The organism is Clostridium sp., assembly GCF_036639235.1.
GTDB lineage: Bacteria > Bacillota > Clostridia > Clostridiales > Caloramatoraceae > Clostridium_AB.
Genome location: NZ_JAVWJB010000007.1, coordinates 41693 through 64214, shown reverse-complemented (window position 1 = coordinate 64214; position 22522 = coordinate 41693). Strand labels below are relative to the sequence as shown.

The window sequence follows — 22522 nt, the reverse complement described above, 5'->3', positions numbered from 1 at the left end:
TTTATATATTTCTTTCATTATAATACACTTATTATATTGAAAATTCGGAGGTGTTAATATGGCTCAGTCCCTAGTTATAGTTGAATCACCAGCCAAGGCTAAAACCATAGCAAAGTTTTTAGGGAAAAACTTTAAAGTCCATGCGTCTATGGGACATGTAAGGGACCTTCCAAAGAGTCAAATTGGCGTTGATATTGAGAATAACTATGAACCAAAATATATTACAATTAGAGGAAAGGGAGAAATCCTTAGTACTTTAAAGAAGGAAGCCAAGAAAAGCACTAAGGTTTATCTAGCTACCGACCCTGATAGGGAAGGGGAAGCGATATCATGGCATTTAGCACATGCACTAGGACTTAGTGATGATGATAATATAAGAATAGAATTTAACGAAATTACTAAAACAGCTGTAAAAGCTGCAATAAAAAATCCAAGAAAGATAAATACTAATCTTGTATATGCACAGCAAGCAAGAAGAATAGTTGATAGACTGGTTGGATATCAAATAAGTCCTATTTTATGGAGAAAAGTAAAATGGGGATTAAGTGCAGGAAGAGTTCAGTCAGTTGCGGTTAAACTTATTTCAGATAGGGAAAAAGAGATTAATGAATTTATTCCTAAGGAATACTGGTCGTTAACTGCAAACCTAAAATCAAAAGGTGGAAGCTTTGAATCTAAATTTCATGGAATAGGCAAGACTAAAATGCCACTTGATAGTGAGGAAGATGTTAATAAGGTACTGACAGCTATTAATGGCAAAGATTTTGTTGTTGAAGAAGTTAAACATAGTGAAAGAAAAAGAACGCCACCAGCTCCTTTTACAACAAGTACACTTCAGCAAGAGGCATATAAGAAGATTAACTTTACAACTAAAAAAACAATGTCAGTTGCACAGCAGCTTTACGAAGGTATAGATATTAAAGGTGAAGGAACTGTGGGTCTTATTACATATATGAGAACAGACTCAACTAGACTTTCAGATGAAGCTAAAGAGGCAGCTAAAGCATTTATACTTGAAGAACTTGGAGAAGATTATCTTTACAAGGGAGAAAGGGTTTATAAGTCAAAGGGTGGTTCACAGGATGCCCATGAAGCTGTACGTCCAACTTCAGCAATGAGAAGTCCTGATAAAATAAAAGAATCATTAACCAATGATCAATATAAACTTTATAACTTAATTTGGAGTAGATTCATAGCAAGTCAAATGAGTGATGCGATATTTAGTGCAGTTTCTGTTGATATTACAGTAGGAGAATACTCATTTAAATCAACAGGAAGTACACTGAAGTTCCAAGGGTTCTTAAGTACCTATAAAGTTGAAGAGGATGATGAGGCTAAAAAGCTTCCAAATATAGAAAAGGGTGAAACTCTTAGTCAAAAAGATGTTGATAAAAAGCAGCACTTTACTCAACCTCCAGCTAGATATACTGAAGCAAGCCTTGTTAAGACACTTGAGGAAAATGGAATAGGAAGACCAAGTACTTATGCACCAATTATTAGTACAATTACTGATAGAGGATATGTACAAAGAGAGAAAAAAACATTAGCTCCTACAGAACTAGGAGAAATTGTAACAGAATTATTGATCGAGTATTTTAATAACATAGTAAATGTAGAGTTTACTGCAAACATGGAAAGAAAGCTTGATGAAATTGAAGCAGGTGAAGAGCAGTGGAGAGAGGTTGTAGGTAATTTCTACTCACCACTTGAAGAACTTATTAAAACAGCTGAGGAACAAATAGCTAAAATAAGTCTTGAAGAGCCTGTTGAGGTTAGTGATGTTCTATGTGATAAATGCGGTGAAAATATGGTTATTAAAAAAGGTAGATTTGGAAAGTTTTTAGCTTGTCCGAATTATCCAGAGTGTAAAAACACTAAAGCAATACTTGAAGAAATTGATGTTCCATGTCCTAAGTGTGAAAACCCGGTGGTTGTTAGAAGAAGCAAGAAGGGTAGAGTATTCTACGGATGTAGTGGATATCCAGACTGTGACTTTGTTAGCTGGAATAAACCAACAGCTAAGAAATGCCCAGTTTGTGGTGAAGTGCTATATGAAAAGACAACAAAAAAGGAAACTAAACTTATTTGTAATAACAAAGATTATGAAGAAGTTGTTAAAGAAGAAGTTGCTAGTGATAAAGTTTCTGAATAAACTTTAAATTGACTCTCTTATGAATTTAAATATTACTGAAGGATTGTTATTGATAATTTTAAGTTAATGTGATAAGTTTAATAGGACTTGTTATAATTACTAATTGAAATATTAAATGTTTTGGGAACGTTTTAGCAATTACTATTAAAATGTATTAAGAATTACTAGGCAGCAAAATAACAATTAAGTGTTAGAATTTCGTCAATTTATAAATATAAGAAACAATATTTTGTTTATAGGGAGGTAATTAAGTTATGACGACTCTTTTAGAAAAAACAAGAAGACTAAATAAAATACTGCAAAAAACGGCTATGGAGCCAGTATTATTTTCAGATATATGTGATACATTAAGTGATGTACTTGAATGCAACGTATATGTATCAAGTAGAAAAGGTAAAATATTAGGTCATGGTATTAATGATGAATATGAGGCAGAATTAGTTAGAGACAAATTATTAAGCGACAACAAGTTCCATGAAGAGTATAATGGAATGTTATTACAATTAACAGAAACAAAGGCTAATATTAAAGATAAAGAATATACAGTATTTAATTCATATGAAGAAGATATTAATAGTAATAAAACAATTACTATTATTCCGATTATAGGTAACCGTGAAAGATTAGGAACATTAATCTTAGCAAGATACTCAAAAGACTTTACAGATGAAGATGTTGTTTTAGCAGAATATAGTGCAGCAATCGTAAGTATGGAAATTATTAGATCAAGAAATGAAGAGATAGAAGAGCAAGCTAGAAAGAAAGCTGTTGTACAGTTAGCACTAGGAACTCTTTCATACTCAGAACTTGAAGCTGTTGAACGTATTTTTAGTGAGTTAGATGGTAACGAGGGATTATTAGTAGCAAGTAAGATTGCAGATAAAGTAGGTATTACAAGATCTGTTATCGTTAATGCACTTAGAAAATTTGAAAGTGCTGGTGTTATTGAGTCAAGATCTCTTGGAATGAAGGGAACTCATATTAAGATACTTAATGACAAATTATTAGAAGAACTAGAAAAACTAAAAAACTAAAATAGAGTTTTTATTGCCTTGCAAAAAAATATGTGTTATACTTTGTAAGGAAAATTACACACGTTACATAATTTCTTCGAAGGTGCCGTAAGGTTTTTGGAGGAAAATGACTGTGACGGAGGAATAACCTGGAGGTGCAAAAAATGTCAGTAATATCAATGAAACAATTACTAGAAGCAGGTGTACACTTTGGACACCAAACAAGAAGATGGAACCCTAAGATGGGAGAATACATCTTTACAGAGAGAAATGGTATCTATATCATCGATCTTCAAAAGACAGTTAAGAAAATGGAAGAAGCTTATGATTTCGTAAAGGATTCATCAGTAGATGGATGCGAAGTACTATTTGTTGGTACTAAGAAGCAAGCTCAAGATTCAGTTAAGGAAGAAGCTGTAAGATGCGGAATGCACTTTGTAAGCGAAAGATGGCTTGGAGGAATGCTAACAAACTTCAAGACAATCAGAAACAGAATCAAGAGACTAACTGATCTTGAAAAAATGCAAGAAGATGGAACTTTTGATCTTCTACCTAAGAAAGAAGTTATCAAGCTTAAGCTTGAAATGGAAAAGCTTGAAAAGAACCTTGGTGGTATCAAGAACATGACTAGAACGCCAGACGTACTATTCGTTGTTGACCCAAGAAAAGAGAAGAACGCTGTTTCAGAAGCTAAGATTCTTGGAATCCCAGTTGTTGGTATAGTAGATACAAACTGTGACCCAGATGAAGTTGATTATGTAATTCCTGGAAATGACGACGCTATTAGAGCTGTAAAGCTTATCGCTGGAAAGATTGCTGATGCGATCATCGAAGGAAGACAAGGCGAGCAAGTAGCTGAATAATAATATAATGGGTAAGGGTAAAGGGTTTTCCTTCCCTTACCTTTGTTAACATAAGGGAGGAAATTAACATGGCAATTACTGCAAAAATGGTTAGCGAACTAAGAGAAAGAACTGGAGCAGGAATGATGGACTGTAAGAAGGCTCTTGTTCAAACTGAAGGAGATATGGAAAAAGCTATCGAATTCCTAAGAGAAAAGGGTCTAGCTGCTGCGGCTAAGAAGGCTGGAAGAGTTGCTGCTGAAGGACTTGTAGAAACATTCATTACTGAAGACGGAAAAAGAGGTGCAGTTGCTGAAGTAAACTGTGAAACTGACTTCGTTGCTAAGAATGATGAGTTTATGGCGCTTACTAAGAATGTTGCTAAGCAAGCTGCTATATCAACTTGTGCTACAGTAGAAGAACTTTTAGCTGAAAAGTACATTGCAGACGAGAACATTACAGTTCAAGATGCAGTTACAGCACTTATTGCTAAGCTTGGAGAAAACATGTCAGTTAGAAGATTCGAAAGATTCGAAACTGAAGGTGTTCTTGCTCAATACATTCACGGTGGTGGAAGAATTGCTGTTATGGTTGAAGTTGATTCAGCTAAGACAGAAATTGCTGCTGACGTAGCTAAGCAAGTTGCACTTCAAGTTGCAGCTTCAAACCCTCTATTCCTTAACAGAGAAGTTGTATCAGAAGACGTTCTTGACAAGGAAAGAGAAATATACAGACAACAAGCCCTTAATGATGGAAAGCCAGAAAAGGTTGTTGAGAAGATGGTTGAAGGAAGAATTAACAAGTACTTCAAGGAAGTATGTCTTCTAGAGCAACTTTGGATCAGAGATCAAGACTTCACAATCACTAAGTTTGTTGAAAGTAAGGCTAAAGAGCAAGGTTCAGATATAAAGGTTGTTAGATTCGCAAGACTTGAAAAGGGTGAAGGAATCGAAAAGAAGGAAGAAGATTTTGCTGAAGAAGTAATGAAGCAAGCAGGTCTTAAGAAATAATCTTTCTTATACTTAATTATGTAACTTAAAAGAGAACACACCTGTGTTCTCTTTTTTTGAAAAGGAAATTACTAAAGAATGTAGAATATAAATATTAAATTATAATCGGAGGTTAAATAACTATGAATTCTCCAAGATATAAGAGAGTAATGCTAAAGTTAAGTGGTGAATCACTAGCTGGAAAAAAAGGTCATGGTTTTGATTTTGAAGTTGTAGATAGAATATCAGGTGAAGTAAAAGATCTAGTAGAGCTGGGTATTGAAGTAACAGTTGTTGTTGGTGGCGGAAATATATGGAGAGGTAGAAATGGAGTAAATATGGACAGAACTACTTCAGACCATATGGGAATGCTAGCAACATGTATAAACTCACTAGCACTACAAGATTCTCTTGAGAGAATGGGAGTTCATACTAGAGTGCAAACTGCTATCGAAATGAAAGAAGTGGCGGAACCATTTATAAGAAGAAGAGCAGTTAGACACCTACAAAAGGGGAGAGTAGTTATTTTTGCTGCTGGTTCAGGTAATCCATATTTTTCTACTGATACAGCTGCTGCACTTAGAGCTGCTGAAACAGAGGCAGAGGTTATACTACTTGCTAAAAAGGTAGACGGAGTTTATGATTCTGACCCTAACATAAATAAGGATGCTAAGAAGTTTGATAAGCTTACTTTTAAGGAAGTGTTAGAGAAGGATCTTAAGGTTATGGATGCTACAGCAACAGCCCTATGTAAGGAAAACAATATTCCGATTATAGTATTTTCCCTAGATGAGCCAAACAATATCCTTAAGGCTATTACTGGTGAAGTTTTAGGAACAATAGTAAACAACGATTAATTTAGGAGGTTATCCATATGATTAAGGAAGTTTTAACTTCAACAGAAAATAAGATGAAAAAATCAATTGACGCCCTTGTTAGAGAACTGCAAGGTCTTAAGGCTGGTAGAGCAAACCCTTCAATGCTTGATAAAGTTGTAGTAGATTACTACGGAACACCAACTCCAGTTGCAGGACTTGCGTCTGTTTCAACTCCAGAAGCAAGAATGATCGTTATTCAGCCATGGGATAAGGGAGCTATGAAGGAAATAGAAAAGGCTATACAAAAGTCTGATCTAGGACTTAATCCAACAAATGATGGAACAGTTATAAGACTACTAGTTCCTGAACTTACTGAAGAAACAAGAAAGAACCTTGTTAAGGTTGTTAAAAAGCATGGAGAAGATGCTAAGGTTGCTATAAGATCAATTAGACGTGATGCAAATGACAAACTTAAGTCACTTAAGAAAGATGGTGCATCAGAAGACGAAGTTAAGTCAGCTGAAGAAACAGTTCAAAAGAAAACTGACAACTTTGTTAAGGAAATTGATAAGCTTGTTGAAGCTAAAGAAAAGGAGATACTTACAGTATAATGGAGGTATCTAACCTTTTAGGGTTAACTTTAGATAAAGCTAAGGGCCTTATACAAGATACATACCCTAATGCCTCTTTTATTAAGATTCTTAGTCCTAAGGAAGATATATTAGGCGATGATAAGAGAGTAATTAAGGTTGAAAAAAAGGATGAATTAATTATATATTATTCGTTATTTTAAACCCCTTATATAAGGGGTTTTTGACTATATATTAACATTTACGCGGAGGCTAAAGTTTATGTTTTTCAATTTATTCAAGAAAAATTCAGATATAAAAGTTGAAGATTTAGATATGAATAATATACCAAAGCACATAGCTATAATAATGGATGGAAATGGCAGATGGGCTAAAAGAAAAGGCCTTCCGAGAAGTATGGGACATAAAGCTGGTGTTGAAACAATAAGAGAAATTGTTAAAACCTCTTCAAATATAGGAATTAAATACTTAACTTTATATGCATTTTCAACTGAAAACTGGAAGAGACCTCCTGAGGAGGTTAATAGTTTGATGAAGCTTTTAGTAGAATACTTAAAAAAGGAAGTTAAGGAGCTTAATTCAAACAATGTTGTGGTTAATTTTATTGGTGATATAACAGCGCTACCTAAGGTATGTCAAGACGAGCTTGTTAATGCAAAGGCTATTACTGCTAATAACACTGGTCTTACACTTAATTTAGCACTTAATTATGGTTCAAGACATGAAATTCTATCTGCTGTTAATAGTATTATAGATGACTATAAGGATGGTAAGCTTTTATCTGACAAAATTACTGAAGAAGAGTTTTCAAGTAGGTTATACACAAAAAATATGGTAGACCCAGACATAATAATAAGACCAAGTGGGGAATATAGACTTAGTAATTTCCTATTATGGCAATCTGCATATAGTGAATTTTGGTTTTCTAATATATATTGGCCAGATTTTACATCTTCAGACCTATATCATGCTATTTATGACTACCAAAAAAGGGATAGAAGATTTGGCGGAATAAAAAAATAAAAGAGGGATACTATGAATACAAGATTAATTAGTGCGCTGTTAGCACTTCCTATACTGTTCTTTGTAGTAATAAGTGGAGGATATATTTTTGATATATCTATAGCTATTATTACTTGTATTGCAATTTATGAATATACAAGGGTATATAAACCATCTAATATACATGTTATGTGGCCAATTCTTGGAATTGGTTATGTTATAACATTTAGTTTAGTATTTTTAAATCTTATAGAATATAGTTATTTAGTAGTTTATCTAGTTGTGATTGCTTCAATGGCACTTCCTATTTTTCTCGAAAAGTATGATGTTATTTCATCAGCAGTTACAATAACAGGCTTTGTATATATTGTAAATTTCTTCGTTCTACTAATTCCTATAAGAGGCCATGAATATGGTAGTAGCCTTATTTGGCTAGTTCTTTTAATATCATTTTTCTGTGATACATTTGCCTATTATACAGGTAGATCATTTGGAAAACATAAGCTTTGTGAAAGAGTTAGTCCGAAGAAAACTATTGAGGGATCTATAGGTGGAATATTAGGAAGTATTGTAGGGGTTACACTTTGGGGATACTTTAGTCCTAATGTACCTTTTACATGGATAGGAATTATAATACTAGCAATTGTTGCATCTATTATATCTCAAATAGGAGATTTATCAGCATCACTTATAAAAAGATACTCATCTGTAAAGGATTACGGTAGAATTATGCCAGGTCATGGTGGAATTTTAGATAGATTTGATAGCATACTTTTTACTACACCAGTAGTATACTGTTATATAATATTTTTTATAGGATGATTTAGATGATAAGCATAAACAAGACATTTTTTAAGGGTATATTATTAACTATAATTGTAATATTAATACTTAAATTAAGTCTTGTTTTTTTGTGGCCTTTTTTATTTGCATTAATACTTACCCTTTCAATTGAACCAGTAATAGTGTACTTAATGCGGTTTAAGGTTGATAGGAAAACAGCTGTTATTTTAACTTTTGCATTAGGAGGTATATTAGTATTTGTATTTGGAGCATACATATGGCAGTATGTAGCTACAAAAATAGTGCAAGTTACAGATATAATGCCAAGACTTTTAGATACATATAAGGATTACCCCCTAATAAGCTCTTTTAACGATAATTATGAAAAAATTATACTTGAAGCAAAAAATATTATATTACAATATAAGGAGAAAATTTTACATACTGTAATGACAGCACTTGGAGGGTCTATTTATGTATTCATATTAGCCCTAGCGTCATTTTTAATGAGTCTAGACTTACCTTATTTAGCATTTAAGGTAAAAGGCATACTTGGGAATAGTATATATAGTGTTATAAGAAAGTCTGTATATAATATAAATACCCTAATAACTATAGAAATTCGTCTTGTAGCAATAACAATAGCAATTACCTCAATCTCTCTTATGATACTAGGCTTTCAAGACCCTTTATCAATAGGAATAATTTGTGGTATACTTGATTTACTACCTATTGTAGGACCTTTGTTTATTTTCTTACCGATAGTATTGTATACATTTATATCAAAGCAGTACTTTATCTGTTTTGGATTAGTAGTAACAATACTATTACTTATAATTGTAAGGCAAGTTGCAGAAATAAAACTTATGCAAGGAAATTTAGTCCTTAAGCCTATTTTTGTGTTATTTTCACTTTATATAGGAGTAACTTTATTCGGTACAATGGGAGTTTTATTTGGACCTTTAATTCTGGTAATGTTTAAAGAAATTTATAAGGGCATTGAGAAAGGAGACCTAACATACAGATGAAAAATATCGTAATTTTAGGGTCAACAGGTTCAATAGGAACTCAGGCGCTAGATATAATTAGAAATAAAAAAGAGGAATATAACCTTTTAGCTATATCGGCTAACTCAAATCTAGATGCTTTAATGGATCAGTACATGGAGTTTAGGCCGCCTTATATAGTTGTTAATAATAAGGATGCCTATGATGTTCTAAGGAAGAATCTAAAAAGTGAAAGTGTTAAGATTCTATATGGAGTAGAAGGTTTAGTTGAAGTATCAACACTTAAAGAGGCAGATATAGTTTTAACATCTATTATGGGTATGATTGGACTTGTTCCAACTATTGAAGCAATTAAAGCTTCAAAGGATATTGCTCTAGCTAACAAGGAAACACTTGTAGTTGGTGGAGAGATAATTACAGAGCTTATGAAATCATCAAGTTCTAAGATTATACCTGTTGACAGTGAGCACTGTGCTATTTTTCAATGTTTAAATGGTAATAAAGTAGAGGATATAGAGAAAATTATTCTAACAGCTTCAGGAGGTCCTTTTAGAGGACGTGACAAGGAATTTTTAAAGAGTGTAACTCTTAAGGATGCACTAAAACACCCTAACTGGAGTATGGGAAGAAAGATTACTATAGATTCATCAACCCTAATTAATAAGGCTTTAGAAGTTATTGAAGCACATTTTCTTTTTAATGTTTCATATGACAAAATAGATGTTGCAGTTCATCCACAAAGCATTATTCATTCAATGGTTGAATACAGAGATTCTTCAATTATTGCACAGCTTGGTGTTCCAAGTATGAAGCACCCTATACAGTATGCATTTGACTACCCAAATCGGAAACTTGCTTCATCTGAAAAGCTTGATTTATTTAAGTTGTCAGGGTTAACCTTTGAAAAGCCAGACACTAAGGTTTTTAGAGGATTAAAGCTTGGATATGAGGCAGGAATTGAAGGGGGAACCATGACAACTGTATTTAACTCAGCTAACGAAGAGGCTGTTCAACTATTTTTAGATGAGAAGATTTCATTTTTAAAGATAACTGAACTTGTTGAAAGGGCAATGATGAGTCATAAGACTATACATAAGTATACAGTTGAAGATATTCTTCAAATTGAAAAAGAAACTAGGGCATATGTAAATTCAATTAAATAATTTCTTAGGTGGTGGATATATTGACAACAATGATAGCAGCAATATTGGTATTTGGAATACTTATTGCAACCCATGAACTTGGACATTTTTTAACAGCTAAGTTATCAGGTGTTAAAGTTTTAGAATTTGCCATAGGTATGGGACCTAAACTTTTCTCATTTAGAAAAAAGGAAACAGACTATACATTAAGACTCCTTCCTATTGGAGGATATGTTAAAATGCTAGGGGAAGAAGAAGGGTCAGATGACCCAAGAGCATTTTGTAATCAAAATCCATGGAAGAGATTGTTAATTATAGTAGCTGGTGCTGCATTTAATATAGTAACTGCTATTGTATTATTTTCAATAGTATTTTTTAATCAAGGTACGGTTAAGCCGACAATCGAAAAAGTTGAAATATCATCTCCTGCATATGAAGCAGGAGTTAGAGAAAATGATAAGATAATCCAAATTAATGATAGAAAAATAAAAACATGGAATGAAGTTGTAGCTGAAATTAGTGAAAATAAGGGGAATCCTTTAGACCTAGTAGTATTAAGAGATGGAACTGAGAAAAAAATATCAGTTACTCCAAAATACGATGAAAAGGCAAAAAGGCATCTAATAGGTATAGCACCAACACTTGAAAAAGGTAATCTAATAGAGTCTATAAAGGATGGAACAGTTGAAACGTTTGCATCTATTAAGCAGATGATAGGATTCCTAGGAACTTTAGTTCAAGGGAATGCATCTATGGATTCATTTGGAGGGCCGGTTGCTATAGTTGACTTATCAGGTAAAGCAGCCCAGGCTGGAATATGGACTTTCCTTTCATTTATGGCCTTTTTAAGTATAAATCTTGGAGTACTTAATCTAATACCTTTCCCTGCATTAGATGGAGGCTGGGTTATAATATTACTGATTGAGGCACTTACAGGTAAGAAAATAGATCAAAACAAAATTGGTATATTAAATATCATAGGATTTGCACTCCTGATGACATTTATAGTTTTTGTAACCTACAACGATATAGTTAGATTCTTTAAATAGAAGGTGATAAAATTGAGAAGAAACTCACGTAGGATAAGAGTTGGTAATATATACATGGGGGCAGATGAAAGAATAACTGTCCAGTCAATGACTAATACTGATACTCGAGATGTTGAAGCTACAGTTAGTCAGATTTTAGAACTTGAAGATGCAGGTTGTGAAATTATTAGAGTTGCTGTTCCAGATGCTCAGGCAGCAGATGCTATTAAACTTATAAAACCAAGAATTCATATTCCACTTGTTGCTGATATTCATTTTGACTATAGACTTGCACTAAAATCTATAGAAAATGGAATTGACGCACTTAGAATAAACCCAGGTAATATTGGTTCAAAGACAAAAATTCAAGAAGTAGTAAGTAGTGCTAAGCATAGTAATCTACCTATAAGAATTGGAGTTAATGCAGGATCACTTGAGAAAGAAATTCTTGAAAAATATAAAAAACCTACTCCAGAAGGATTAGTTGAAAGCGCACTTAAAAATGCTGCGCTACTTGAAGAGGAAGGCTTTTATGATACGGTTATTTCTGTTAAGTCATCAAATGTAGTTGATAACATTAAAAGCTATGAGTTATTAGCAAGCAAAACTGATTATCCATTACACCTTGGGCTAACGGAGGCTGGAACTATTTTTTCAGGAACAATTAAGTCTTCAGTGGCACTTGGGCATTTGCTTTCACAGGGAATTGGAGATACTATACGTGTGTCTTTAACTGATAACCCGGTAGAAGAAATTAAAGTGGGAATAGAGATACTTAAATCATTAGGACTTAGAAAAAGAGGTCTTGAAATAGTATCTTGCCCAACATGTGGGAGAACCCAAATAGATCTTATAGGAATTGCTAAGGAAGCTGAAAAGTATTTAGCAGGTATAGATAAGGATATTAAGGTTGCAATTATGGGATGCGCAGTTAACGGACCTGGTGAGGCACGTGAAGCTGACATAGGAATTGCAGGAGGAAAGGGAGAGGGTTTATTATTCAAAAAAGGAAAGATAATTAAAAAGGTTCCTGAGAATAAGCTACTTGAAACCCTTATAGAAGAAATTAACCTTTTATAATCTGGAGGAGGATATGGAAAAGTCATTAAGTACTATAATTACTAAGGATTATAATTTTAATGATGCATCCTTAAAGGATATTATAGAAGATATTTTCATTAAAAAGATATATATAAGTAAATCAAACAAAGAGTGGAATGTTGTTCTTTCCACTCTTTGTAATCTTAATGAGGATATTTTACTGACTATTAAGGAAGCACTTAAGTATTCACTATCTATTAATGGTAACATTAACGTTCATATTGAAAGTAATGAAAAACCAAATGTTACACTTGAGGAAATAGTTAGTGATAATAATAGATTTAAACACTTTATACACGAAATATTTAAACAAAATCCAACCATATTATGTTTTCTTCAAGTATCTGAATTTAAGCTTAAGGATAAAAATATTACTATTTATGTAGAAAGTGAATTTGTAACTAAGCTTTTAAAGGATAGGGGAGTAGACAAACAAATTAAAGAGCATATTCAAAAAATATTTGGAGAGCTTACTTATATAGATTTTCAGGTTATTAACTCTGGCTTTAATTATGAAGAATTTAAAGCTATTGAAGATAGTAAAATAGAATCTATTAAGGCTCCAATTGTTAAAGAAGAAAAAACTTCTGATGAAAAGATTCAAAAGCCTAAAACTGTTAGGGTAGCTTCAGCTGCTAAGGTAGCTTCAGATAATATTATTTACGGTAGATCCCCGAAGGAATACTTTAAAACAAGTATTTCAGATGCATTAAATGAAGAGGATGTAGTAACTGTTCGCGGCGAAATTTTTGGAATTGATACTAAGGAACTGAAAAGTGGCAAGGTGCTACTTATGTTTAACGTAACAGATTATACAAGTTCAGTTAACATAAAAGCCTTCTTAAAACCAGAGGTTGCAAGTGATGTTATAAGTAATATTAAGGGAGCACAAATGGTACTTGTACATGGTAGAGTTACATTTGATACATTCTCTAAGGAAACTATTATTATGGCTAATTTTGTATCAAAGGAAGAAAAACCTAAGGTAGATGATGGAAGTGAAGAAAAAAGAGTGGAACTTCACGCTCATACACAAATGAGTTCTATGGATGGGGTATGTTCAGCATCTATGCTTATTAAAAGAGCTAAGGAATATGGTCATAAAGCAATTGCAATAACAGATCATGGCGTTGTTCAAGCATTCCCAGAGGCTATGGATGCATCAAGCTCTGGAGACATAAAGGTTATTTATGGTGTAGAGGCATATTTAGTTGATGATGGTGAACCATTAATATGTGGTCCAAGAGAATATTCTCTTAATGATGAGTATATAGTATTTGATATAGAAACAACTGGGCTTAACAAGGCAACAGAGGAGATTACTGAAATTGGAGCTGTTAAGATTAAAAATAAAGAGATTATAGATACCTTTTCAGCTTTGATTAATCCACTAAAGCCTATACCATTTGAAATAACAAAGCTAACAGGTATTACAAATGAAATGGTTAGGGATAAAGAAAGTATAGATAAGGTTATGCCAAGGTTTCTTGAATTTATAGGAAATAGTCCTGTAGTTGCACACAATGCGAAGTTTGATACAGGTTTTATTATAGAAAAGTGTAACAGACTTAATTTAGAATTTAAAAATACTGTTGTTGATACACTAACAATTTCAAGGTGGCTATTAAAAGACCTTAAAAAGCATAAGCTTAATATATTAGCAGAATACTTTAACATTAGTCTTGAAAATCATCATAGAGCAGTTGATGATGCAGTAGCTACTGCTGGTATTTTCTTTAAGTTTATAGATATGCTTAAAGAGATGAATATAAACACTATTGGTGAAGTAAACAATATATACTTAAGTGAGTTTGATATTAAAAAGGCAGAAACACACCATGCTATAATTCTTGTTAAGAATTATGAAGGACTTTATAACTTATATAAAATGGTTTCTGAAAGTCATCTGAAGTATTTCCATAAAAGACCCCGTATACCTAAAAGTCTTCTTATAGAAAATAGAAATGGCTTAATTATAGGATCAGCATGTGAAGCAGGTCAGGTATATAAGGCTGTTCTTAATAATACGCCTGAGGATATTGTTAAGAAAATTGCAGAGTTTTATGATTACCTTGAAATACAACCAGTTGGAAATAATCAGTTCCTTATTGAAAAAGGTATAGTACCAAATCAAAGGGGTCTGCAGGAATTAAACAAAAAAGTTGTAAGTATAGCAAAAAGTCTTAATAAGTTGGTTGTAGCAACAGGAGATGTACATTTCCTTAATAAACATGATGAGTATTATAGACGAATACTTATGGCAGGTAAGGGATTTAATGATGCAGATTCTCAGCCCCCACTGTACTATAAATCAACAGGGGAAATGCTTGATGAATTTAGTTATTTAGGTCATGAAACCTGTTATGATGTTGTTATAAAAAACCCTAATTTAATAGCAGATATGGTAGAGAGCATAAAGCCAATTCCAGATGGAACGTTTCCTCCTAAAATAGATGGGGCAGATGAAGAGATACGAGATATGACTTTAAATAAGGCATATAGCATTTATGGAAAACCTCTACCTGAAATAGTTCAAAAAAGGCTTGATAAGGAGCTTAACTCTATTATAAGTAATGGATATGCGGTTCTTTATCTTATATCTCATAAAATTGTTAAGAAATCACTTGATGATGGATACCTAGTTGGATCAAGAGGGTCGGTTGGATCATCATTAGTTGCAACAATGACAGATATTACAGAGGTTAACCCATTAGCACCACACTATGTATGTAGTAATTGTAAATGGTCTGAGTTCTATACTGATGGTTCTATAGGTTCAGGTGCTGACCTTAAGGATAGGGACTGTCCTAAATGTGGAACAGCACTTACTAAGGATGGATTTGAAATACCTTTTGAGGTTTTCCTTGGTTTTGAGGGTGATAAGGAACCTGATATAGACCTTAACTTTTCAGGTGAATACCAGCCAAATGCACATAAATACACTGAAGAATTATTTGGTGAAGGATATGTGTTTAGGGCAGGTACTATTGGAACAATAGCTGAAAAAACAGCATTTGGATATGTTAAGAATTACTTAGACGAAAGAGAAATTCCATCTACAGCAGCTGAAATTGAAAGGCTTGTTAAGGGATGTACTGGAGTTAAAAGAACATCCGGTCAGCATCCAGGAGGTGTAATGGTTGTTCCAAGGGATAATGATATATACAATTTCTGCCCAATACAAAGGCCTGCTGATGATGTTAATAGTGATATTATAACTACACATTTTGATTATCATTCTATAAGTGGTAGATTACTGAAGCTAGATATACTAGGACACGACGATCCTACTGTAATTAGAATGCTTCAAGATTTAACAGGACTTGACCCAACAAAGATTCCCCTTGGAGATGAGAAGGTACTTAGCTTATTTACTTCTCCAGAGGCTCTTAATGTTAACAAGGATAATTTTACATGTGAAGTTGGAACCTTAGGCCTACCTGAGTTTGGTACGAAGTTCGTTCGTCAGATGCTTGTTGATACACAGCCACATACCTTTGCAGAATTAGTTAGAATTTCAGGATTATCACATGGTACCGATGTTTGGCTAAATAATGCACAGGATCTTATTCGTGATGGGTATGCAACACTTAAAGAAGTAATTTGTACCAGAGATGATATTATGAACTATTTAATGCTTATGGGTGTTAAGCCTAAAAATGCATTTACCATAATGGAGAGAGTTAGAAAGGGAAAAGGACTTCGTGACGGGGATATAGAGGAAATGAAGGAGAATAATGTGCCTGAGTGGTATATTAATTCATGTAATACAATTAAGTATATGTTCCCTAAGGGACACGCAGTTGCCTACGTTATGATGGCTATAAGAATAGCCTATTTTAAAGTGTATTATCCACAGGCTTATTATGCTACATACTTTAGTGTACGTGGACTTGAAGACTTTGATGCAAGCATAGTATCTAAGGGACAGGATGCAGTACTTCAGGCTATTCGCGAAGTTGAAGCTAAGGGTAATAACCTAACCCAAAAAGAGAAGGGGTATTTAACTGTTATGGAAATTGCAAATGAAATGTTTGCAAGGGGAATTAAAATGCTTAAGGTAGATTTATATAAATCGGATAGTATTAGATTCAAAATAACTGATGAGGGAATACTACCACCATTTAGGGCTCTACAAGGAGTTGGAGAAACTGCTGCAAAGAGTATTGTAGAGGCTCGCGGTAATGGTGAATTTATTTCTAAAGAAGATTTAAGAGTTAGAACTAAGATATCTAAAACAGTTATAGAGATAATGAACGAGCATGGATGTCTTGAGGGACTTCCTGACACAAGCCAGCTATCTTTATTTTAACTTGTAAAAAAAAACACTTAATGTTATAATGTTATAAACAGCATATATACTTAATGAATAAAGAGTGGGGAAACCCACTCTTTCATTTATGTTTTCATGAATATAAGCTATGTGTTTATACAAATAATAAATATAAGATGGGAGGGCCAAAATGAGCAAGAAATCTTTAGAACTAACTATAGAAGAATTTACAGCACCATTAGTTGAATCACTTGGATATGAATTAGTTGATATAGAATATATTAAAGAAGATGGCGAATGGTATTTAAGATTTTATATAGATTCAGAAAACGGTATTCAAATTGAAGATTGTGCAGCTGTAAGTAGAGCAGTAGGCGATAAATTAGATGAAGTAGACCCAATTAAAGAGTCTTACTATCTTGAAGTTTCTTCACCAGGACTTGATAGACCACTTAAAAAAGAAAGCGACTTTATCAAATATAATGGTAAGAAAATTAAAATAAAATTCTACAAACCGTTTATGGATAAGAAGTTTGTTGACGGTATTCTAAATGGATACACTGACAATAATATAATAATTACAATCGATAATAATAACATCGAAATAGATAAAAGTTTAGTAGCTTCTGTACGACTAAATGATTTTTAAAATTTTGGGAGGAATTTAAAAATGATTAACAATGAGTTTATAGACTCACTACTTGAAATAGCAAGCCTTAAAGGAATTGAAAAGGATATAATATTCGAATCACTAGAATCATCACTAATCTCAGCATATAAGAAGAACTACGGAACTTCACAAAATGCTAAGGTTACAATTAACAAAGAAACTGGAGAAACACATGTTTACGCTCAAAAGAAGGTTGTTGAAGATGTTTATGATAACCTGCTTGAGATTAGTTTAGAGGACGCTAAGGCAATTAATCTTACATATGAACTAGATGATGTAGTTGATATAGAAGTTAATCCTAGAGAATTCGGAAGAGTTGCAGCCCAAAACGCTAGACAAAGAGTTATCCAAGAGATTAAAGAAGCTGAAAGAGACGTAATATACAAAGAGTTAGTTGAAAAGGAAAATGATATTATAACTGGTATAGTTCAAAAGAAAGAAAAGCAAAATATACTAGTTGATATAGGAAGACTTGAAACTTTCCTAACTCCAACTGAGCAAATGCCATCAGAGATATATAAACACGGAGATATTCTTAAGTTTTATGTTGTTGAAGTTAAGAAGACTTCAAAGGGACCTAATATAGTTATTTCAAGAACACATCCTGGAATAATTAAGAGACTATTTGAAATTGAAGTTCCAGAGATATTTGATGGAATAGTTGAAATCAAAAGCATAGCAAGAGAAGCTGGATCAAGAACTAAAATTGCAGTTTTCTCAAAGGATGAGAATGTTGATGCTACTGGTGCATGTGTTGGACCAAGTGGAATGAGAGTTCAAAACATAGTTTCAGAGCTTAAGGGTGAAAAAATCGATATTGTTAAGTGGAGCAAAGACCCTGCTGAATTTATTGCAAATGCACTTAGCCCATCAAAGGTTGTAAGTGTTAGTGTTAATGAGGAAGAGAAGAGTGCTAAGGTTATAGTACCTGATTACCAATTATCACTTGCTATAGGTAAAGAAGGACAAAATGCTAGACTATCAGCTAAGCTTACAGGTTGGAAGATTGATATTAAGAGTGAATCACAGGCAGCAGAATGTCAAAACTTTACTAATGATCAGGTTGTTTCTATGACTGAATCTCAAGAAGTTGAAGTTCCAGTTATTGAAGGAGAGGATATATAGTGAAGATAAAAAAGACTCCTACAAGAATGTGTCTTGGCTGTCAAGAAATGAAGGCTAAGAAGGATCTTATTAGAGTTGTTAAGAATAAAGAAAATGAAATTAAAATTGACCTAGTTGGGAAAGCTCCTGGTAGAGGGTCATATATATGTAAATGTACTGAGTGTTTTGATAAGGCTTTTAAAGCAAAAAAATTTGAAAGAGCACTTGGAATTAGTATATCACCTGAGATTTATGAACAATTAATGGGCGAGATTTCTAATGAATAAGATTTATAGCTTTTTAGGTCTTATGCAAAAATCAGGAAATCTTTGTTCAGGTGATGATACTGTAGAAATTGAGATCAAAAAAAATAACGTTGTTTTTCTGATTATTTCAGCGGATGCAAGTAATAACACTAAGAATAGGTTTACAGCACTTGCATCTAGAAAAAACCTTGAATATCTTATTATTGGTGATAAAGATGATCTAGGTTATGCTATAGGAAAGTCTCCAAGAAGTGTACTCGGTATAAAAAATGCTGGTTTTGCAAAAGCGTTTAAAGAGAAAGCTTCTCACATAAAAAATGGGGGTGAATGTATTGTCAAAAATTAGAATATATGAACTGGCAAAGCAAAGTGAAATGAGTAGTAAAGAACTTATCGAGCTTTTAAATAAAGAGTTTGGTATTGAAGTTAAGAATCATATGAGTGTTATCGAAGGCGATGAGGCTTCAATAGTTACTGAGTTCTTAGAGGAACTTCAAAAATCAAAAGATAAGGATTCAACTGACTCACAAGATTCAGCTGAACCAGCTAGTAAATTCGAAGAACATGAAAAATACGAACAGCATGAATTAGAAGAAAAATCATTTTCTAAAAAGAAAAACAAGGGAAAAAATAAGAGGGATGAATATCCCTCAAGTAAGGATGAGGATAAGATGGATATAGGAATAATTACCATTCCAGAAAGCATAAGAGTTAAGGATTTTTGTGAAAGAATCAACAAGCCAACAGCTGAAGTTATTAAGAAGCTTATGTTTATGGGCGTAATGGCAAATGTAAATAATGAAATTAGTTTTGAAGTTGCTGAAAAAATAGCAGAAGAATATGATTTATTATTAGAAATAGAAGAAGTCAAAGAAAAAGAAGAAATTCTTGTAAATGACTTTGAAGACGATGAGAAGGATCTTGTAAAAAGACCACCAGTAGTTACAGTAATGGGACACGTTGACCACGGTAAAACATCTCTACTTGACTATATTAGAAGTGCTAAGGTTACTTCAACAGAAGCAGGTGGAATCACTCAGCACATTGGTGCATATACAGTAGACGTTAATGGGGAAAAGGTAACATTCCTTGATACTCCAGGACACGCTGCGTTTACATCAATGAGAGCTAGAGGAGCTCAGGCTACTGACATCGCAATACTAGTTGTTGCTGCAGATGATGGTGTAATGCCACAAACTGCTGAGGCTATTAACCATGCTAAGGCGGCAGGAGTACCTATAATTGTTGCTATTAACAAAATGGATAAACCAGCTGCTAACCCAGAGAGAGTTAAACAAGAACTTACAGAGCATGAGCTTGTTTCAGAAGATTGGGGTGGAGATACTGTTTGTGTACCTGTTTCAGCTAAAACAGGAGATGGTATTGATAACCTACTTGAAATGATAGTTCTAATGTCAGAAATGCAGGACCTTAAGGCAAATCCTAACAGACTTGCTAAGGGTATTGTTGTTGAGGCTCAACTAGATAAGGGAAGAGGACCTGTTGCTACTATTCTTGTACAAAATGGAACTCTTAAGGTTGGAGACTCAATTGTTGTTGACTCAGCTTACGGTAAAGTTAGAGCTATGATTAACGACAAGGGTAAGAATGTTAAATCAGCAGGACCTTCAATGCCAGTTGAGGTACTAGGACTTTCACATGCTCCAAGCGGTGGAGATATTATTTATGCAGTTCAAGACGAAAAGACTGCTAGACAAGTAGCTACAATTGTTGAAAACAAGAACAAGGAAAAGTTCTATGCAAGCACTGCTAAGCTTTCACTTGAAGAGCTATTTAGCCAAATACAAGAGGGTAAAGTTAAGGATCTTAACATTATTATTAAGGCAGACGTTCAAGGTTCTGTTGAGGCAGTAAGACAATCACTTGTTAAGCTATCAAATGATGAGGTTAGAGTTAGAGTTATCCACGGTGGAGTGGGAGCTATTTCTGAAACAGACGTTACACTAGCTTCAGCATCAAATGCTATTATTATAGGATTTAATGTAAGACCTGATTCACTTGCTAGAGTACTCGCTGAAAAAGAAAAGGTTGAAATCAAAACGTATAGAGTTATCTACCATGCTATTGACGATGTAACTGCTGCTATGAAGGGGATGCTAGACCCTATATATAAGGAAGTTATTACAGCAAAACTTAACGTTAGAACTACATTTAAGGTATCAAGTGTTGGAACAATTGCTGGATGCTATGTAGAAGATGGTAAGATAAATAGAAATAACAGCGTTAGAGTTATTAGAGATGGTATTGTTATATTTGAAGGTAAGCTTTCATCACTTAAGAGATTTAAGGATGATGCGAAGGAAGTTGCTACTGGATTCGAATGTGGTATAACAATAGAAAAGTTTAATGACCTTAAGGAAGACGATGTTATTGAAGGATATACTATGGAAGAAATTGAAAGAAAATAAGAGGTGAAGTAGTATATGGCATTTAATAGAACAGTTAGACTTTCTGAGGAAATCAGAAAGATTCTAAGTGATATTATACAAAACAATATTAAGGATCCTAGAGTACCAATGCTTACAACAGTAACTAGGGTTGATGTAACAAAAGACTTACGATATGCTAAGGCATATATTAGTGTATTTGGTGATAAGGAAGCTAAGGTTAAGTGTATACAAGGCTTAAGAAGTGCTGCTGGATTCATTAGACGTGAAGTTGCAAGCAAGATTAAGGTTAGATATACACCTGAAATTCTGTTTGAAATAGACGAGTCTTTAGAACATGGTTTACACATTAATAAAATTCTTTCTGATATAAAGAAGAATGACTAGTGTAAAAACCATTATAGACCTTATTAAATTAAATAATAACTTTGCAATAGTATCCCATACGTCTCCAGATGGAGATTGTATGGGTTCTATGTTAGGTCTATATAACTGTCTTAAACTTCTTAACAAAAACGTTAATGTGTATTTAAATGATGTGGTTCCAAAAAGACTTAGCTTTTTAGAGGGTGCAAGTAATATTATTACAGAGGCTCCGAGTGTTAAGTATGATGTAGTTTTTGCACTTGATTGTGGAGACACTAAAAGACTTAGTTTTTCAGATATTTTACTTAAAGAAACAACTGTAATTAATATAGACCATCATAAGTCAAATGACTATTATGGAACACATAATTATGTGTGTCCTGAAATATCAAGTGTTGGTGAAATGCTTTTTAGTATTATGAAAGAGGGGGAACTTCCAATAGACAGAAACGTTGCAATATGTCTTTATACATCAATTGTTTCTGATACAGGGGGTTTTAAATATTCCAATACCTCTCCATCAACTTTAATTTCAGCAGCTAATCTTATGGAATTTAATATAGATCATTCAAAGATATATAATAGGCTTTTAGATGAGAAAACAAAGCAGCAGCTTAAGCTTACGGCACTAGCTACTAATGAGCTTAAGTTTTACTTTGATGATAAGCTAGCAATTATCTATTTATCTGATGAAATTATTAAAGAGTCAGGTGTGGATGAAAATGAAACTGGAGATATTGTTAATATAGGTAGAGATATTGATACTGTTGAAGTATCAGTCTTAATTAAGAAAAAGTCTGATAATCTATATAAAATAAGTATACGTTCAAAAAACTATGCTGATGTTAGATTTGTTGCGGAAAGCTTTAGTGGTGGTGGTCATATAAGAGCTGCCGGCTGTGCTATAAGTGGAGATATTGATTTTGTAATAGATAGTTTACTTTCTAAGATAAAGGAGATCATTTAAA

21 protein-coding genes are annotated in these 22522 nt (G+C 33.4%); all 21 read left to right on the top strand.

Features of this window, described 5'->3' with window-relative positions; genetic code table 11:
• The first annotated feature begins 58 nt into the window (after window positions 1-58).
• Window positions 59-2152, top strand: coding sequence for a type I DNA topoisomerase (gene topA, locus RR539_RS03525; protein WP_332473974.1), 2094 nt, complete (start codon window positions 59-61; stop codon window positions 2150-2152).
• Window positions 2153-2406: 254 nt separating this feature from the next.
• Window positions 2407-3186 (top strand): GTP-sensing pleiotropic transcriptional regulator CodY, encoded by a 780-nt coding sequence (gene codY / locus RR539_RS03520; protein WP_332473973.1) that lies wholly within the window; start codon window positions 2407-2409, stop codon window positions 3184-3186.
• Between the two features lie 143 nt (window positions 3187-3329).
• Complete coding sequence (gene rpsB / locus RR539_RS03515; protein ID WP_332473972.1) at window positions 3330-4028, top strand: 30S ribosomal protein S2; 699 nt, start codon at window positions 3330-3332, stop codon at window positions 4026-4028.
• 68 nt (window positions 4029-4096) lie between these two features.
• Complete coding sequence (gene tsf / locus RR539_RS03510; RefSeq protein ID WP_332473971.1) at window positions 4097-5017, top strand: translation elongation factor Ts; 921 nt, start codon at window positions 4097-4099, stop codon at window positions 5015-5017.
• Window positions 5018-5139: 122 nt separating this feature from the next.
• Window positions 5140-5853, top strand: a complete 714-nt coding sequence (pyrH, locus tag RR539_RS03505) for a UMP kinase (protein WP_332483435.1) — start codon at window positions 5140-5142, stop codon at window positions 5851-5853.
• Window positions 5854-5870: 17 nt separating this feature from the next.
• Window positions 5871-6425, top strand: a complete 555-nt coding sequence (frr, locus tag RR539_RS03500) for a ribosome recycling factor (protein ID WP_332474350.1) — start codon at window positions 5871-5873, stop codon at window positions 6423-6425.
• Window positions 6425-6607 carry a hypothetical protein gene (locus RR539_RS03495; protein ID WP_332474349.1) on the top strand — a complete coding sequence of 61 codons (183 nt, stop codon included), beginning with the start codon at window positions 6425-6427 and terminating at the stop codon, window positions 6605-6607. The genes frr and RR539_RS03495 overlap by 1 nt, the downstream gene beginning before the upstream one ends.
• Window positions 6608-6665: 58 nt before the next feature.
• Window positions 6666-7427: an isoprenyl transferase gene (locus RR539_RS03490; protein WP_332474348.1), complete on the top strand. Its 762-nt coding sequence runs from the start codon at window positions 6666-6668 to the stop codon at window positions 7425-7427.
• A 12-nt stretch (window positions 7428-7439) separates the two neighbouring features.
• On the top strand, window positions 7440-8228 hold the full coding sequence (locus RR539_RS03485; RefSeq protein WP_332474347.1) for a phosphatidate cytidylyltransferase: 789 nt from the start codon (window positions 7440-7442) through the stop codon (window positions 8226-8228).
• 5 nt (window positions 8229-8233) lie between these two features.
• Window positions 8234-9217 carry an AI-2E family transporter gene (locus RR539_RS03480; RefSeq protein ID WP_332474346.1) on the top strand — a complete coding sequence of 328 codons (984 nt, stop codon included), beginning with the start codon at window positions 8234-8236 and terminating at the stop codon, window positions 9215-9217.
• Window positions 9214-10359, top strand: coding sequence for a 1-deoxy-D-xylulose-5-phosphate reductoisomerase (locus tag RR539_RS03475; protein ID WP_332483434.1), 1146 nt, complete (start codon window positions 9214-9216; stop codon window positions 10357-10359). The genes RR539_RS03480 and RR539_RS03475 overlap by 4 nt, the downstream gene beginning before the upstream one ends.
• 29 nt (window positions 10360-10388) lie before the next feature.
• A complete protein-coding gene (rseP, locus tag RR539_RS03470) occupies window positions 10389-11387 on the top strand; it encodes an RIP metalloprotease RseP (RefSeq protein WP_332474352.1) in 999 nt (332 codons plus the stop codon).
• A 12-nt stretch (window positions 11388-11399) separates the two neighbouring features.
• Window positions 11400-12446, top strand: coding sequence for a flavodoxin-dependent (E)-4-hydroxy-3-methylbut-2-enyl-diphosphate synthase (gene ispG / locus RR539_RS03465; protein ID WP_332474344.1), 1047 nt, complete (start codon window positions 11400-11402; stop codon window positions 12444-12446).
• A 13-nt stretch (window positions 12447-12459) separates the two neighbouring features.
• A complete protein-coding gene (locus tag RR539_RS03460) occupies window positions 12460-16779 on the top strand; it encodes a PolC-type DNA polymerase III (RefSeq protein ID WP_332483433.1) in 4320 nt (1439 codons plus the stop codon).
• 151 nt (window positions 16780-16930) lie between these two features.
• Entirely contained in the window at window positions 16931-17389 is a 459-nt protein-coding gene (rimP, locus tag RR539_RS03455) for a ribosome maturation factor RimP (RefSeq protein WP_332483432.1), read from the top strand.
• Window positions 17390-17413: 24 nt separating this feature from the next.
• Complete coding sequence (gene nusA / locus RR539_RS03450; RefSeq protein WP_332473950.1) at window positions 17414-18535, top strand: transcription termination factor NusA; 1122 nt, start codon at window positions 17414-17416, stop codon at window positions 18533-18535.
• Entirely contained in the window at window positions 18535-18801 is a 267-nt protein-coding gene (gene rnpM / locus RR539_RS03445) for an RNase P modulator RnpM (RefSeq protein WP_332473949.1), read from the top strand. The genes nusA and rnpM overlap by 1 nt, the downstream gene beginning before the upstream one ends.
• Window positions 18794-19126 (top strand): L7Ae/L30e/S12e/Gadd45 family ribosomal protein, encoded by a 333-nt coding sequence (locus RR539_RS03440; RefSeq protein ID WP_332473948.1) that lies wholly within the window; start codon window positions 18794-18796, stop codon window positions 19124-19126. Before rnpM ends, RR539_RS03440 begins: the two co-directional genes overlap by 8 nt.
• Window positions 19113-21209, top strand: coding sequence for a translation initiation factor IF-2 (infB, locus tag RR539_RS03435; RefSeq protein WP_332473947.1), 2097 nt, complete (start codon window positions 19113-19115; stop codon window positions 21207-21209). Before RR539_RS03440 ends, infB begins: the two co-directional genes overlap by 14 nt.
• A gap of 15 nt (window positions 21210-21224) precedes the next feature.
• The gene (gene rbfA / locus RR539_RS03430) at window positions 21225-21575 is read left to right on the top strand and encodes a 30S ribosome-binding factor RbfA (protein ID WP_332483431.1); all 351 of its coding nucleotides are present in this window, start codon (window positions 21225-21227) and stop codon (window positions 21573-21575) included.
• Window positions 21568-22521 carry a DHH family phosphoesterase gene (locus tag RR539_RS03425; protein ID WP_332473945.1) on the top strand — a complete coding sequence of 318 codons (954 nt, stop codon included), beginning with the start codon at window positions 21568-21570 and terminating at the stop codon, window positions 22519-22521. Before rbfA ends, RR539_RS03425 begins: the two co-directional genes overlap by 8 nt.
• Window position 22522 lies beyond the last annotated feature (1 nt).

Excerpts from the sequence above, each read along its gene's own strand:
- topA (WP_332473974.1), top strand. The coding sequence starts at position 59 with ATGGCTCAGTCCCTAGTTATAGTTGAATCACCAGCCAAGGCTAAAACC.
- codY (WP_332473973.1), top strand. The coding sequence starts at position 2,407 with ATGACGACTCTTTTAGAAAAAACAAGAAGACTAAATAAAATACTGCAA.
- rpsB (WP_332473972.1), top strand. The coding sequence starts at position 3,330 with ATGTCAGTAATATCAATGAAACAATTACTAGAAGCAGGTGTACACTTT.
- tsf (WP_332473971.1), top strand. The coding sequence starts at position 4,097 with ATGGCAATTACTGCAAAAATGGTTAGCGAACTAAGAGAAAGAACTGGA.
- pyrH (WP_332483435.1), top strand. The coding sequence starts at position 5,140 with ATGAATTCTCCAAGATATAAGAGAGTAATGCTAAAGTTAAGTGGTGAA.
- frr (WP_332474350.1), top strand. The coding sequence starts at position 5,871 with ATGATTAAGGAAGTTTTAACTTCAACAGAAAATAAGATGAAAAAATCA.
- RR539_RS03495 (WP_332474349.1), top strand. The coding sequence starts at position 6,425 with ATGGAGGTATCTAACCTTTTAGGGTTAACTTTAGATAAAGCTAAGGGC.
- RR539_RS03490 (WP_332474348.1), top strand. The coding sequence starts at position 6,666 with ATGTTTTTCAATTTATTCAAGAAAAATTCAGATATAAAAGTTGAAGAT.
- RR539_RS03485 (WP_332474347.1), top strand. The coding sequence starts at position 7,440 with ATGAATACAAGATTAATTAGTGCGCTGTTAGCACTTCCTATACTGTTC.
- RR539_RS03480 (WP_332474346.1), top strand. The coding sequence starts at position 8,234 with ATGATAAGCATAAACAAGACATTTTTTAAGGGTATATTATTAACTATA.
- RR539_RS03475 (WP_332483434.1), top strand. The coding sequence starts at position 9,214 with ATGAAAAATATCGTAATTTTAGGGTCAACAGGTTCAATAGGAACTCAG.
- rseP (WP_332474352.1), top strand. The coding sequence starts at position 10,389 with ATGATAGCAGCAATATTGGTATTTGGAATACTTATTGCAACCCATGAA.
- RR539_RS03460 (WP_332483433.1), top strand. The coding sequence starts at position 12,460 with ATGGAAAAGTCATTAAGTACTATAATTACTAAGGATTATAATTTTAAT.
- rimP (WP_332483432.1), top strand. The coding sequence starts at position 16,931 with ATGAGCAAGAAATCTTTAGAACTAACTATAGAAGAATTTACAGCACCA.
- RR539_RS03440 (WP_332473948.1), top strand. The coding sequence starts at position 18,794 with ATGAATAAGATTTATAGCTTTTTAGGTCTTATGCAAAAATCAGGAAAT.
- rbfA (WP_332483431.1), top strand. The coding sequence starts at position 21,225 with ATGGCATTTAATAGAACAGTTAGACTTTCTGAGGAAATCAGAAAGATT.
- RR539_RS03425 (WP_332473945.1), top strand. The coding sequence starts at position 21,568 with ATGACTAGTGTAAAAACCATTATAGACCTTATTAAATTAAATAATAAC.